Origin of the sequence: Streptomyces sp. NPDC041068 (assembly GCF_040647455.1) — a bacterium.
Lineage (GTDB): Bacteria > Actinomycetota > Actinomycetes > Streptomycetales > Streptomycetaceae > Streptomyces.
In genome coordinates, this window is record NZ_JBEZCG010000006.1 from 403,913 (window position 1) to 418,693 (window position 14,781).

Below are 14,781 nucleotides of genomic sequence, written 5' to 3' on the forward strand. Positions count from 1 at the left end.
ATTACGTTGGGGCCATGCGCTTCGCGATACTCGGCCCCCTGGAGGTGCGGTCGGCAGACGGTGGACGGGTCACGGTGCCCGAGGCGAAGGTGCGCGCGCTCCTCGCCGACCTGCTGATCCGCGAGGGCAGGCCCGCCCCGGCCGACCGGCTCGTCGACGACCTCTGGGGGCAGAATCCGCCGGCCAGGGCCGCGGGCGTGCTGCGCAGCAAGATCTCCCGGCTGCGACGCGTCCTCGAGGACGCGGAGCCCGGCGGCCGCGCGCTGATCACGCACCAGCCCGCCGGGTACGCCCTCGCGGCCGACCCCGACGCGGTCGACGCGCACCGCTTCCGTACCCTCACCGCGCGGGCGCGCGAGACCGACGACCCGTACCTCCGCGTGGAGTTGCTCGACTCGGCGCTCGCCCTGTGGCGCGGTCCCGCGTACGCCGATGTCGCGGGCGAGCCGTTCGCCGGGGCCGCCGTGGCGCGCCTGGAGGAGCAGCGCCTCACCGCCCTGGAGGACCGGGCCGAGGCCCGCGCCGAGCGCGGCGACGATCACCAACTCGCCGCGGACGTAGCCGACCTCGCGGACCTGGTGACCCGCCACCCGCTGCGCGAACGACTCCGCGCCGCCCACCTGCGCGCCCTCTACCGTGCGGGTCGGCAGAGCGAGGCCCTCGACGCCTACCGTGCCCTGCGCGACCTGCTCCGCGACGAACTGGGCGTCGACCCGGGCCCCGACCTGGTGGCCCTGCACACCGCAATCCTCAACCAGGACCCGTCCCTGCGCCCCACGCCTCCACCCCGCCCGCCGACCACCCCGGGCCCTGCCTCGGCGGCTACCTCGGGCTCTGTCCCGTCGCCCACCGCGAGCTTCGTCCCGTCGGCCGCCTCGGGCCCTGCTCCGGCGCCTACCCCGGGCCCTGCCTCGGCGGCTACCTCGGGCTCTGTCCCGTCGCCCACCGCGAGCTTCGTCCCGTCGGACACCGCGGGGCCTGTCCCGTCGCCCACCGCGAGCTTCGTCCCGTCGGCCGCCTCGGGCCCTGCTCCGGCGCCCACCCCGAGCCCCGCCCCCTCGGCCACCGCGAGCCTCGCTCCGGCAGCCACTCCGGGGCCTGTCCCGGCGCCCACCCCGGGCCCTGTCCCGTCGCCCACCCCGGGCCCTGTCCCGTCGCCCACCCCGGGCCCTGCCCCGTCGCCCACCCCGGGCCCTGCCCCGTCGCCCACCCCGAGCTCTGTCCCGCCGACCACTCCGAGCCCCGTCCCGCCGACCACCCCGTGCCGTCCCGTCCCTTCGGCCACCCCAGCCGATCAGCCGCACCTCCGTGGCAGCCTCCCCACCCCCCTCACCGAACTCATCGGTCGCACGGCCGCCGTGACCGAGGCGCGGGCGCGGCTCGAGTCCGGGCGTCTCCTGACGCTCACAGGACCCGGCGGCGTCGGCAAGACCCGGCTCGCCCTGGAGATCGCCGCCCGCGTCGGCGACGCGTACGACGGGGTGCACCTGGTCGAACTGAGCCCACGCGGAACGTCCTCGGCCGGACTCACCGAGCTGGTGGCCGCGGCCCTCGGCGTCCGCGACGACGCGGGGCCCGCCCCGTCCGCCGCGCAGCCCGCGCACCCCGCCGACCCGACAGGCCTGCTCGCCCGCGTCACCGCCGCGCTCCGTACCCGCCGTACCCTGCTCGTCCTCGACAACTGCGAGCACGTGATCCAAGAGGCAGCGGAGACAGCCGAGTTGCTCCTGACGGCCGCCCCGGAGCTGCACGTCCTGGCCACGAGCCGCGAGCCCCTGGCCGTGCCCGGAGAGATCCTCCAGACGGTTCCCCCGCTCGAACTGCCGGACGCCGACGGCCCGTCGGACCCGGCAGAGCTCGCGTCGTCCAGCGCCGTACGCCTTTTCCTGGCCCGCGCCCGCGCCGCCGCCCCCGGCTTCGCCCTCGACGCGGACAACGCCGCCCCCGTCGCGGCGATCTGCCGCCGCCTCGACGGCCTTCCGCTCGCCCTCGAACTCGCCGCCACCCGCGTCCGCGCGCTCGGCGTCCACGAACTGGCCGCGCGGCTCGACGACCGCTTCCGCCTCCTGACCGCGGGCCACCGCGGCGCCCCGCCCAGGCAGCAGACGCTCCGCGCGGTGATCGACTGGAGCTGGGCCCTGCTCTCGGAGCCCGAACGCGTCGTCCTGCGCCGCCTCGCCGTGCACGCCGACGGCTGCACGCTGCGGGCCGCGGAGGAAGTGTGCGCCGACGACACCGTCCCCGCCGCCGACGTCCCCGAACTCATCGCCCGCCTCGTCGACCGCTCCCTGGTTGCCACCGTCGACACGGCGGACGGCATCCGCTACCGCCTGCTCGAATCGGTGGCCGCGTACAGCCTCCAGCACCTGGACGACTCCGGCGAGTACATCCTCGTACGAGAGCGTCACCGCCGTTACTACACCGACCTCGCCGAAGCGGCCGACCGCGATCTGCGCGGCCCAGACCAGCGACGCGCCCTACGCCTCCTGGACGCCGAGTCCGCCAACGTGCGCGCCGCCATCACCGGCGCGGCCCGCGACGGCGACGCCCACGGCGCGCTGCGCCTGGTCAACGCGACGACCTGGTACTGCTATCTGCGCGGCCGCCTCGGCGGGGCCCGCCGAGGCCTCGACGCCGCCCTGGCCGCGGCGGGCGACGCGCCGCGCGGCGTACGCGCCCAGGGCGAGGCCTGGCGGCACGCCGTCGCCGTCCTGACCCGCACGGCCGAGGCCGCGGCCACCGGCGCGGGCACCTTGGCCGCCCGGGCCGAGCCCTCGTACGACCTCATCGACGATCCCGTACAACGCGCCCGGCTCCGCTGGTTCCTGGCCTCCGCGCTGCAGGGCTGCGGCGACCTCTCCGCGGGCGAGAACCTCATCACCGGCGCCCTCGCCGAACTGCGCGGCCTCGGCGACCGCTGGGGCACCGCCGCGGCCCTCGGCACCCGCGCCCGCCAGGCGGTGTCCCTCGGCGACCTGGCCACGCTCGCCGACGCGGGCGCGCGCAGCCTGAGCCTCTTCCGCGAACTGGGCGACGGCTGGGGCCAGTCACAGGCCATGGCCCTGCTCGCCTACCACGCCGAGGTCACCGGCGACCACGAGCGCGCGGCCGCCCTGCACGGCGACGCGCTGCGCATCGCCGAGGACCTCCACCTGTGGATCGACGCCTCCCACGGGCTGTCGGGCCTCGGCCGGATCGCCCTGGTCACCGGCGAGTTCGAGCGCGCCGACGCCCTGCACGAGCGGGCCCGCCGCCTCGCCGTCGAGCAGTCCGACACCGTCGGCACGTACTTCGCGGACCTCGGCCTCGGCCGCACGGCCCGCCGCGCCGGCCGCCTCGCCGACGCCGAGGCCCGCCTCGGCCCCTGGCTCGACTGGACCCGCGCCATGGACTGGGGCCCCAAGACCGCGGGGCTCCTCGCCGAACTGGGCTTCCTCGCCGAGCAGCGCGGCGACGCGGACGAGGCCCTGCGCCTGCACCGCGAGGGCTACGCGACCGCGCGCGCCACCGACAACCCCGGCATGATCGCGCTGGCCCTCGAAGGCATGGCGGGCGCCCACACCCGCGCGGGCCGCCCCGCCACCGCCGCCCAGCTGCTCGACGCCGCGGCCCACGTGCGCGCCACGACGTCCACCCCCGTCCCACCGACGGAACGCGCCGACGTGTCCCGCGTCGAGACCACCACGCGCGAGGCGCTGGCGGCCGCTTCCACGAACGAGAAAGGCTCGCAGCGATGATCGTGATCGCCCACCTGAGCGACCCTCACATCGACACCGGCGCACAGGACGCGGGGCGCAGCATCGCCCGCACCCGCGCCGTCATGGAGTACGTGAACAGCCTTCCGTACGACCTGGACGCCGTCATCGCCACCGGCGACATCGCCGACCACGCCGCCCCGTCCGAGTACGAGGAGGCTCGTGAACTCCTCACGTCCCGGCACCCTTTGCTGGTCTGCCCCGGCAACCACGACGAGCGCGCCGCGTTCCGCGAGCACCTCCTCGGCGAGCCCCCGAAGACGACACCGATCAACCAGTCGTACGCCACGGACCGCTTCACCCTCGCCCTGTGCGACACCTCGGTGCCGGGCGAGGACCACGGCCGCCTGGAGGGCGAGACACTGGCCTGGCTCTCCGACCTCCTCGCCGACACCCCGCCCACGCGCCCGGTCCTGATCGGCTTCCACCACCCGCCGCTCCCGCTGCACACGCCCTACGTCGACGTCATCCGTCAGTTCGACGAGGACCGCCTCGCCGAGCTGACGGCACGCCACCCGAACGTGACGGCGTTCCTGGCGGGCCACGCCCACACCCCCGCGGCGACGACCTTCGCGAACAGGCCCCTCCTGGTGGCCCCGGGCGTGGTCTCCACGCTCCGCCTCCCCTGGGAACCCCAGACCCACGCCGCCCACCACGTCCACACGGACCTGCCACCGGCGCTCGCGTTCCACGTCCTGAACGAGGAGGGCCGCCTGACGACGCACTACCGCCCGGTCCCGGTCGCCGCTTCCTGACCTGCGTCCTCGCCCGCCCCCAGGAATGTGCGCACGGCGGCCGTGACGCGGTCGACGTCGCCGCGCTCGGCCGGAGGCAGCGGGGCGACGACCGAGGCGCGGGTGCGGGCCGCGAAGGCGAGGTACCGGGCCGCGAGCGCGGGTCGTCCCGCCAGTTGCCGCGCGCCCGCGAGGCCCTTCAGGGCCAGGGCGACCGCCCGCGGGGCACCGGTGCGGCGGGCCGTGGCCAGGCCCTCACGGTGCAGGGCCAGGGCCGCGTCGGGCTCGCCGCGCTGCTCGGCGACGAAGCCGAGCTCGGCCAGGATCAGGGCGGTGCCGTTCGCCGCGTCGAGCCTGCGGTTCCACTCCAGCCAGGGGCGGAGATACGCCTCCGCGGCGTCGAACCGTCCCTGGCGCCGGGCGCTCAGGGCGAGGCCGACCTCGGCGGACTCCTGGGCGGGCCTGTCCCCGTGGGCGACGGCCAACTGCCGGGCACGTTCGTGCAGTTCGTCGGCGCGGGCATAGTCCTTGGCGAGCAGGGCGAGCCTGCCGAGCTCCGACCGGCAGGGCAACGGGACCACCCCGCTGCGGCGCAACGGCACGGTCGAGGAGGTCGCCGCGGCGGCGCTGTTCCTGGCCGCCGACGCGACCTTCACGACCAACGTCGAGTTCGCCGTCGACGGGGACTTCGCCCAGGGCCTCCCGGTCCCGCGGCACTGAGGGACCGAGGCGCCGGGTCACCGGGCTGCCCGGGTGGTCATGGGGCTGCCCGGGTGGTCAGGGACCGTATACGTCCCCGCTGACAAGGCCCGGCACGGCTGTGGACGGGTCAGCCGGGCACGTCCATGCGCTGCGTACCGACGACCGAAAGGAGCCGCATCGCCTCCGCCGATGACGAGCCGGGGGCGGCGGTGTAGATGAAGACGCGCTGGTCCCGGTCGGTGATGTCCAGGACGTCGCAGGACACGGTGATCGGGCCGACCATGGGGTGGTGGAACGTCTTGCACAGGACGGGCCGCGCCGCCACTTCGTGGGCGGCCCAGATCCGGGCGAACTCCTCGCTGCCTGCGAGCAGTTCGTCGACCAGGCCGGTCACCTCCGGGTCGTTCGGGTAGCGGGCGGCGGTGGCGCGCAGCTGCTGGACCGAGGTTCGCACGAACGCGTCGGCGTCCGAGGACCCGTACAGCGCCCGGGCGTTCGGCTCCGGTCCGAGGAAGGAACGCCGGACGAGATTCCGGTCCCTGCGCGGCAGGACGGAGAAGTCCTCCATCAGGGCGGCAGCCAGCTCGTTCCAGGCGATGACCTCGTACGTCGCGGACACCACGATCGCCGCCGCCTCCGGCAGCCGGTCCAGCAGGTCGACGAGGCTCTGCCGCACCTCGCGCGAAGGACCGGGCGGAGGTCCGGGCGGGGCACCGGCGAGGTGGTGGAGATGATCGCGCTCGGCATCCGTCAGACGCAGCGCACGGGAGAGCTGGGCGAGCACCTCACGGGAGGGATGCGGGGCACGGGCCTGCTCCAGGCGCGTGTAGTACTCGGTCGAGATGAACGCCAACTGCGCCACCTCCTCGCGCCGCAGCCCCGGGGTACGACGGCGCGGCCCCGCGGGCAGCCCCACGTCGGCGGGGGTGATGCGCTCGCGCCTGCCGCGCAGGAAGCCGGCCAGTTCTTGTCGATTCACGGCTCCAGTGTGCGGGTGCGCGCGAAGCCCGATCCAGGTACTGCCGGTGCCTGGATGAGAGACGCCCCCGAAGCCAAGCTCATCCCCATGAACGACAACACCCGGCTCAAGCCCTCCACGAACCCCGCAGGCCTGCTGTCCGGCAAGGTCGCCTTCATCACCGGAGCGGGCAGGGGCATCGGCGCGGCGGCGGCACGGCTGTTCGCCAGGGAGGGCGCGAAGGTGGTCCTCGCGGCACGCACGGAGACCGAGTTGAAGGCGGTCACGGAGGAGATCCGCGCGGCGGGCGGCACAGCGGACTACGCGGTCCTCGACCTCTCCGACGCGGCAAGCGTCCGCGCGGCGGTCGACCGCGCCGTGGAGCTGTACGGCCGCCTCGACATCGCCTTCAACAACGGCGCGGCGGGCCAGCGGCCGGGCCCGATGGACAACCTCTCGGAAGCGGACTTCGACCACGTGACCGCCGTCAACCTCAAGGGCCCGTGGCTGGCCATGAACGCCGAGATCGCCGCCATCCGCGCCACGGCGAAGCGCGGCGCGATCGTCAACACCTCCAGCGTCGGCAGCCTGATGGCCAACCCCGAACTGCCGGTGTACGCGGCGACGAAGCGGGCCCTCAACGGCCTCACCGCGTCGGCGGCCGTCACCTACGGCCCGGAGAACATCCGCATCAACGCCATCGCCCCCGGCACGACGCTCACCGAGATGCTCCAGGAGTGGGACACCAGGTCCCCCGGCACCATCGACCACCTCAACGCCCAGACCCCCCTGGGCCGCGCCGCGTCCCCCGACGAAATAGCCCAGGCAGCAGCGTGGCTCCTCAGCGACCGAGCCTCGTACGTCACCGGCACGGTCCTCCGCGTGGACGGCGGAATGTGGGCGTCCTGACCCCGACGAAAACGACCGTCGGCCGTGCCTCTCCCCAATCGGAGGAACACGGCCGACGGCCTGGAACCGACCCGAGGAGCGAGCACTCCGCTCCGCGCGGCGTTCTTCCGCAAGCTGCTGTCCCCAGCGGTGCCGCTCACCGGATCAGACCTCGTGCCGCCCTGCTCCGGGCGCTCCGGGTGAACGGTCTCCACTGTCCGGGGCGAGAGAACTCGTATCCGGGGCGGTGCCCCTTGCGGGGTGATCCCGAGAACTGGGAGCAGGGCCAGCACTCAGTTCGTGCCGGACCTGCCGCCACTCGCGGATGATCTGTGGCAGTCGTGACAGCACCTCACTGATTTGCGCCAGCACTAGCGTGACGCAGCCAGACGCGGCGAGAATGACGAGGGTCACTTCGTCCCACTTCACGGGGTGGCCTCCCCTCTCTTCCGGACTGCATCGCGACGTTCGGACAACTGCAGCCCTGCGCAACCGAGCCTGATGTGGGCGTAGTTGTGGACAACAAGCGTGGTGGCGTTGGGGATGTTTTCCTGTGCTGGCGAAGGACAGAGTGCGCCGTGCCAGGTTCCCGAACGGTGGCCGGTGCTGACGAGCTTGGCCCTGATGGGGAGATGATGTATCAGGCACGTGTGTGGTTCGTGGAACTCATCGAGCCAGAGGCCTGGCAGAGTTCGGAGTCTGCGCCGCTGCTCTGAGCAGGTGGGCGATCTGAGGGCGAAACCATGGTGAACGGCACCGAGAGCGACTTGCTGGAACTCACTCCAGAACCGCATGGACGCGCAGGCCAGATTCTTATCAGTGCTATTGGGCATGTTTATACCTCGTGCTACCCCGGCTGGCACTTCAGGTCATTTTCCTGGTGAACCACTGATGGGATTGCGCGGAGTCGGGTGGAACCCCGCCCAGTGCAGCTCCTCGGATGCCGGGGCCCGTAGGAGAATGGCGCTCACCGACTCTCCGCGAGCCGGTGCAAAGAAGGTTGCCCTGGTGTGAGGGCATTTCCGGTCCGGCCTGTCAGCGGAAGGGCTGGCCGGGGTGGTGCGCTAGCCGAGTAGGGCATGGCGGGAGATCCAGTCGAGGGCGTCTACCCCCAGCTGGTCGGGTGCCTCGAGCAGCGCGGCTTTGACCGCCGTTAGGTCTGTCAGGGCCTCGGGCGCGCCCGACCTGTCCAGCACGGCGAGACGCTCCATTGCTGAGGTGACGGCACTGGGCCAGCCCGGCATACCGAAGTGGGTAGGAGCCTTGACAACGGCCGAAGTGGCTCGATGCAGCAGCCCCGCGCGCCACCCCTGTTCACGCATTACCTCTGCGGTGAACCAGACCCTGTCGTCGACGTGCTGGACGAACTCCTCTACTGATTCAGATGATTCAGACATCGCCCGCAGCGCGAAGCGCGAACCGCCGGCCCACGGGAGGTCCACGTCCGAGGCCACGGCCACGAACGAGAGCAGCACCTCGGGCCCGTCGCTTTGCGCAGCCACCAGCGCTGCGTGGGCCCTGCGGTAGAGATCGACGCTCTGCGCGAAGACCTCCCCGTCGCTCGGCCCACTGTCGGCCGCGTGGATATCTTCCATGGGTCCCTCGCGCCAGGCATCGGCGACCAGGCCTACCGCCGCCGTGCTCACCAAGACGTCCGTGTCGCCGACGTCGATGCCGAAGTGCGCCAGAACAACGGGGGCCTGCTCCTCGATGTCTGGAAGCGGCGAGCGTTCGTCCTCGGCTTCGGACTTCTCAAAGAGAGCTGCGAGGCGAGGTGACAGGGGCGCGGGCTCCGGCTGCTCCACGATGATTCCGTGCCTCGCCAGATCCTCGAAGACGGCGTCCGGCCCGCAGTCGATATGTGAGGAGTCGTGGCGCCCCGAGCAGTCTTTTGGGCACTCGAACTCCTCGCACATCTCCGGTTCCTCGGGCTGTGCCGCGTTGATCAAGTGGTATGCGAGCCGCTCCGCCACCGCCTCACGCGCTGTGACCATGGCCAGGTTGAGCCTGAACGTCTCATCCCTGAGCCCTGAGTCCTCGCGATCCGCAGAGACGGGCGGATCTGGCGTGTCCGGGACCCAGGCGTACGCCGATTCCAGCGAAATCAACAGCCAGGCGACCTGCAGCGGCTCGGTGTCCTCGTTCCGGGCCAGCTCGGCCACGGCCTCTGCGGTCTGCCGCACACTGTCGAGCTGGGCGAGATGCCGATCACGCATTGATGCCCAGGCCGCAGACTCGGCTGCAGCTTGCTCGGCGTCCTGGGTCAGCGCGGCGTCACGAGCCCGCCGTGCCCGGGAAACCAAGCGAGTCAGACAGGGGTGGCAGCCGAACAGTCCTGACTCAGGGGTTGGCCCGAGTGGTACCGGAAGCCGATCTTCGAAGGGCTCGTCGCAGAGGCAGCAATCCAGCGCCCCCACCTGGCGAGAGGTGGGGAAGGACGGCAGTGCGGACCGGATCATGGCACGGGCATAGCCAGGGATGTGCACAGGCAACTCCTTCTATTGAGGCCATTGAGGCGCCGGTTCGCTCACGACGCTGCATCCATGCTCCGGGCCGTCTCCGAGGGCTTGTCGTCGTTTGACGCCTAGGCCCAGGAAGTTGGCGCAATCTGACATGTGGTGCTTCGCCTGCGACTTCTACGATTTTGGCGCTATCTGACAGCCCTCAGGACTGCCGTCTGCAACGCCGAAAGGATCTACCGTTTCGTGACCACCAACACCGCCTCTCCTTCCAACGAAGCCCACCAGGAACTGGTGCGTGCCCTAGAAGAACTCCACCGGGCAGCGGGGCACCCCGGCATGCGGAAGGTGAGCGCTCTCATCGCTGAGGGTGACCTCCCGGCGGTCGTCAGCCACGAGGGAGTCCGTACGACCCTCAAGGGCCTAAGCGTTCCGCGCTGGGAAACTGTGCAGTCGATCGTGGCGGTGCTCGCCGCAGCTTGCGTCGATCCGCCCCGGGACCCGACGGCTGAGGTGGCACGGTTCCTGCCTCTGTGGCGTGCAATGCGGGAGGGCGAGCCGGGTGGCATGAAGTCGGCCCGGGAACTGGCGCTGTCGCAGGGGTGGGGCACGGATGATGGGCGGTGGACCGCTGAGGCGGTCGTCGGCATGATGATCAACCCATTCAATGCCATTGAGATCGCCCCCTCGCTTGCGGTGCCGCACGAGCCTGCGATCTCGGAGGACGAATGGGTGCAGGTCGGTGTCCGCCTCATCGAGGAGAACGGCGCTGAGTTCGCCCTGCGCGCTCTCCTGCGAACCCTGAAGGGCGACTACCTGGGCGCCGAAGAGGGCAGCCCCTTCGGCTACCACTATCCCGACCAGGAAGCGGTCGAAAGGCATACGGCCTTCCGCTACGGCTGCGAGCGGATGCTTCAGCGTCTGGCGGTGGAGCCAAACCTCCTCCAGCGGTCGGTCAGCGCCATGCACGCCGACGAGACCATGGACCGTGAGGACCGCATCGCGATGCTGCAGGCTGAATCGGATGCGTCCTTGATGAGGGAGGTCATGATTGCGTCTCCGGAGACTTGGCACGAACTTTCCGAGGAGGCCCAGCAGCAGGTCTTCGGCTATCTCATCAAGACGATTGGCCCGGTGGGTAGATTCGGGCTTCCACCGGACCAGCGGTTCCGCATCACCTGGCGCATTCCCGAGCCACCGACGGCTTAGCTTCGTCGTCGGACTATTTCCGTCGCCCGAACAAACAGCCATCTCGTGAGGCCAAAATGAGTGTTGGCTCGACGCGCCCGGGTGGAGCCAACGCTAGCCGTAGTCCGCTGTTGCCTGTTGAGTTTCGGGCTCTGCTTCCTAGGTGTCGAAGTATGCGGACTGAGTTCCCCTCCGACCTGCGGTGAGTTCAGTGGCCAGAGCGGGAAAGTCGCCGGGTGAGGCCGGCGATGACGGTTGTGGCCAGAAGCCAACCGGCTAGGGCACCTGCCCAGGCGACCCACACGGTGGTGCCGGATGGGGTGAACGCCTTCTCCTGGCCGAGGTCGAGGACAGGCAGGATGAGGTCGAGGGCAAAGGCAACGGGCTGGAAGGCCGGACCGTTGCTCCGGACGGGCTGTGGCGGTATTGCCGTGAAGATGACAGCGAGGACTGAGGTGAGAGCGAAGAGGGAGCCGAGGGCGCGCCCTGGGCGGTAGCCGTAGCCGACGGTGAGGTCCTCGAAGTACTCCCACAGTCGGGCAGGGGGCCGTGAGGAAATGCGGCGTTTTCGGTGCCGGGCGAGCTGCACGGATCGGGCGTCGTCGTCGTGGCCGAGCTGCCGGTAGTGGGTGGCCAGTCGTTCGTACGCTTGGGGGGTGTAGCTGTCGCTGCGATCGAGCCATGCCAGACGTTGGTCAGCCGGCAGTACGGGGCGGAGGTCTTGATAGGTCAGTCCGTCCAGTTCGATCCGCGATGGCCATGAGGCGGGGGAATCCTCGATCCGTCCGATGGACGCAGCGCGCAGGTCAAACACCAAGGGAAGAGTGTCGAGCGACGTCATGTCCAGGGCACCCACGGTCGCACGTTGTAGATCTATGGTTGACGCGTCGGTGAACGTGGAGCCGGCCAGCTGCAGCGTTCCCTTGATCTCAACACGTGGCAGGGCGACGGTTCCCACGATGGTTGCTCCCTTGCCCAACTGGAGATTGGCCTCGACACGAGCTCCTGGGGCGCGCAGTGCGTGACGGCGACGGGCCGAGAGGGCGCAGCCGGACAGTTCCAGCGATTCGCCGATGGTGGCGGCGAACAGGTTGACACCGCCGTGAGCTGTCATGCCACGGCCGTAGACGCCTCCGCCGACTCTCAATGACGGGGCGTTGATTGCCCAGCCGGTGGCGCTCTGTATTTCGGCGTTGTTGAACCAGCACTGACCTCCGATCACTCCTCCGAACAGAGAGATACCGCCCTCGTCAACGGACAGCCTTACGCAATGAAGGTCCTGTGCGAGCTGGAGACCATCACAGCGAAGAGCCGCATGAGTGGCGTTGCTCAGTTGCCCATCGGCCACCTCAAGCGTGAAAGCCTGAGCGCCCCATAGGTTGAGCCCGCCGGAAGCGCTGACGGACCGTGCATACAGTCCACCGCCGACGCGTAGCTGGGGCGCGCGCAAGGCATAGCCGCGCCCTTCATTGCTGAGCACGGCACCGTTGAGCCACACGTCGCCGATGACGTCAGCCCTGGACAGGGAGACAATGCCGCTGATCGTCCGGGTAAGTACTAGATCGCCTTCCACCTTCAGCCTGTCCGCGCTCACGCCAGGAAGAAGGGATCCGGTGAGGTCGACAGCGCGGAACGACGCGTCGCTCAGGTCGACTGCCGCTTCGAAGCGGCAGTCGATGAGAGCCGCAGGGATCTCAACGGTCGAGTAGGGCAACCGAAGTTTTCCCGTGACGGTGGCTCCGATCAGACGTAACTGCGATACCACGCCTGGTTCTGGAGGAGGCGGCTGCAGCAGGAGAGAGGCTATGGCCTCCGCTGCGATCTCTCGGTTCGCAGAGCGAGGTACCTGGCTGGCGCTCCCCGGCGCAGCCGCGCCGAGATCCAAAGCAACGCCTGTGCGCATTGCGTGCCACAACTGCTGAGCGTTTGCTGACCATTGAGCCGGTGGTGTGGACATACCTCATTCCAGCACCACTGGAAGGCGACCTGGTCGGAGTCGTCCCCTCTGATTGTGCCCTCGCTCGGGAGAGGGGCGGGGCCGAGTGCGTGTACGCGTGTTGGGCGGACTCGACAGTAAGTCCCTGTCGTTTCTCTCTTTTCGACTCCGCCTGCGGGGCACCGCGCGCGAAGAGACGACAGCGGTGAAGGGCGCCCAGTCGCCGCCTGAACGTGTGGGGTGCAGCGTTGGTGTGCCGCCGGTCTGCAGACCTTTCGCGGTGGTAGGGCCACATGAATGCCTCGTCAGACCTCACATAGCCACTGCATGACATGGATTCAGGAACCGTGGCGATTGTGGGCGACTGCAGCAATTGCAGGGAGACAGCAGGCACGTTCGAGCAGCGCCGCCACGAGGGAAGAGCAGGTATCCGCGGCACGAGCCAGCGCCATGGCGAAGACGGACGTCTTCCGGGACCGTGCAGAACTCGCACTCTGACCGTTCAAGCGGCGGGGCCAATACAGCCCAGCACTCGGGGCGCTCAACCAGCCGTCGGCCGTGCCCCCCAGAGGCGGAGGAACACGGCCGACGGCCCACAATCGGCCCAGGAGAGCGGAAACCCGCTCTGACCTGCGGCGTCTTTAGATGTCGAAGTACAGCTCGAACTCGTGCGGGTGCGGCCGCAGCTGGATCGGGGCGATCTCGTTCGTGCGCTTGTAGTCGATCCACGTCTCGATCAGGTCGGACGTGAAGACGCCGCCCGCCTGCAGGTACTCGTTGTCCGCCTCCAGGGCGTCGAGGACCGCGGGGAGGGAGGTCGGGACCTGGGGGACGCCCGCGTGCTCCTCGGGGGCGAGCTCGTAGAGGTCCTTGTCGATCGGCTCGGCCGGCTCGATCTTGTTCTTGACGCCGTCCAGGCCCGCGAGGAGCAGCGCGGAGAAGGCGAGGTACGGGTTCGAGGACGGGTCGGGCGCGCGGAACTCGACGCGCTTGGCCTTCGGGTTCGAGCCCGTGATCGGAATGCGCATGGCCGCGGAGCGGTTGCGCTGCGAGTAGACCAGGTTGACCGGGGCCTCGAAGCCGGGGACCAGGCGGTGGTACGAGTTCACCGTCGGGTTGGTGAAGGCGAGCAGCGACGGGGCGTGCTTGAGGATGCCGCCGATGTAGTAGCGCGCGGTGTCCGAGAGGCCCGCGTAGCCCTGCTCGTCGTAGAAGAGGGGCTCGCCACCGGACCACAGCGACTGGTGGACGTGCATGCCCGAGCCGTTGTCGCCGAAGATCGGCTTCGGCATGAAGGTCGCGGTCTTCTCGTTGCGCCAGGCGACGTTCTTCACGATGTACTTGAAGAGCATCAGGTCGTCGGCCGCGGCGAGCAGCGTGTTGAACTTGTAGTTGATCTCCGCCTGGCCCGCCGTGCCCACCTCGTGGTGCTGGCGCTCGACCTGGAGGCCGTTCTTGTCGAGTTCGAGGGAGATCTCGGCGCGGAGGTCGGCGAAGTGGTCGACCGGCGGGGCCGGGAAGTAGCCGCCCTTGTAACGGACCTTGTAGCCGCGGTTGTTCTCGACCGCACCGGTGTTCCAGGCGCCCGCCTCGGAGTCGATGTGGTAGAAGCTCTCGTTCGCCGACGTCTGGAAGCGGACGTTGTCGAAGACGTAGAACTCTGCCTCGGGGCCGAAGTACGCGGTGTCCGCGATGCCGGTGGAGGCCAGGTACGCCTCCGCCTTCTTCGCCACGTTGCGCGGGTCACGGCTGTACTGCTCGCCCGTGATCGGGTCGTGGATGAAGAAGTTGATGTTGACGGTCTTGTCGCGACGGAACGGGTCGACCCGAGCCGTCGACAGGTCGGCGCGCAGCGCCATGTCGGACTCGTGGATGGCCTGGAAGCCACGGATCGACGAACCGTCGAAGGCCAGCTCCTCGTCCGGGTCGAACGCCGCCGCCGGGATCGTGAAGTGCTGCATCACACCGGGCAGGTCGCAGAAGCGGACGTCGATGAACTTGACGTCCTCGTCCGCGATGAACTTCTTCGCGTCGTCGGCGTTCTGGAACAACATCCAACTCCTCCTACTCCCGCCCGGGGCGGGAAGGGTTGCATCTCGTGGTGCGGCCAGTGCGGTGGCACACGCTGGGACCCGACCATAGGGACGGTGGATTTCTCAAG

9 protein-coding genes and 1 pseudogene are annotated in these 14,781 nt (G+C 70.0%); 5 read left to right on the forward strand and 5 right to left on the reverse strand.

Features of this window, described 5'->3' with window-relative positions; genetic code table 11:
• Positions 1-14 precede the first annotated feature (14 nt).
• Together AB0B50_RS16620 and AB0B50_RS16625 are read left to right on the forward strand one after the other, a co-directional pair.
• Positions 15-3,737 (forward strand): BTAD domain-containing putative transcriptional regulator, encoded by a 3,723-nt coding sequence (locus AB0B50_RS16620; protein ID WP_362331337.1) that lies wholly within the window; start codon positions 15-17, stop codon positions 3,735-3,737.
• Positions 3,734-4,510, forward strand: coding sequence for a metallophosphoesterase (locus tag AB0B50_RS16625; protein WP_362331340.1), 777 nt, complete (start codon positions 3,734-3,736; stop codon positions 4,508-4,510). The genes AB0B50_RS16620 and AB0B50_RS16625 overlap by 4 nt, the downstream gene beginning before the upstream one ends.
• Here the strand turns inward: AB0B50_RS16625 and AB0B50_RS16630 are convergent.
• Positions 4,480-5,091, reverse strand: a complete 612-nt coding sequence (locus AB0B50_RS16630; protein WP_362331343.1) for a tetratricopeptide repeat protein — start codon at positions 5,089-5,091, stop codon at positions 4,480-4,482. The genes AB0B50_RS16625 and AB0B50_RS16630 overlap by 31 nt on opposite strands.
• On the opposite strand from AB0B50_RS16630, the pseudogene AB0B50_RS16635 reads away from it, so the two are divergent.
• A pseudogene (locus AB0B50_RS16635) lies at positions 5,054-5,209 on the forward strand (short-chain dehydrogenase); the annotation flags it as partial. The gene AB0B50_RS16630 and the pseudogene AB0B50_RS16635 overlap by 38 nt on opposite strands.
• A 109-nt stretch (positions 5,210-5,318) precedes the next feature.
• Here the strand turns inward: AB0B50_RS16635 and AB0B50_RS16640 are convergent.
• Positions 5,319-6,170: a helix-turn-helix transcriptional regulator gene (locus AB0B50_RS16640; protein WP_362331346.1), complete on the reverse strand. Its 852-nt coding sequence runs from the start codon at positions 6,168-6,170 to the stop codon at positions 5,319-5,321.
• An 87-nt stretch (positions 6,171-6,257) separates the two neighbouring features.
• Here AB0B50_RS16640 and AB0B50_RS16645 point away from each other — a divergent pair, with 87 nt between their 5' ends.
• Positions 6,258-7,058 (forward strand): glucose 1-dehydrogenase, encoded by an 801-nt coding sequence (locus tag AB0B50_RS16645; protein WP_362331349.1) that lies wholly within the window; start codon positions 6,258-6,260, stop codon positions 7,056-7,058.
• 1,043 nt (positions 7,059-8,101) lie between these two features.
• Here the strand turns inward: AB0B50_RS16645 and AB0B50_RS16650 are convergent.
• A complete protein-coding gene (locus AB0B50_RS16650; protein ID WP_362331352.1) occupies positions 8,102-9,199 on the reverse strand; it encodes a hypothetical protein in 1,098 nt (365 codons plus the stop codon).
• A gap of 543 nt (positions 9,200-9,742) precedes the next feature.
• On the opposite strand from AB0B50_RS16650, the gene AB0B50_RS16655 reads away from it, so the two are divergent.
• A complete protein-coding gene (locus tag AB0B50_RS16655; protein ID WP_362331354.1) occupies positions 9,743-10,705 on the forward strand; it encodes a hypothetical protein in 963 nt (320 codons plus the stop codon).
• Positions 10,706-10,892: 187 nt separating this feature from the next.
• Here AB0B50_RS16655 and AB0B50_RS16660 read toward each other — a convergent pair whose 3' ends face one another.
• On the reverse strand, positions 10,893-12,449 hold the full coding sequence (locus AB0B50_RS16660) for a hypothetical protein (protein WP_362331356.1): 1,557 nt from the start codon (positions 12,447-12,449) through the stop codon (positions 10,893-10,895).
• Between the two features lie 812 nt (positions 12,450-13,261).
• Positions 13,262-14,671 (reverse strand): type I glutamate--ammonia ligase, encoded by a 1,410-nt coding sequence (glnA, locus tag AB0B50_RS16665; protein WP_362331683.1) that lies wholly within the window; start codon positions 14,669-14,671, stop codon positions 13,262-13,264.
• Between the last annotated feature and the right edge of the window lie 110 nt (positions 14,672-14,781).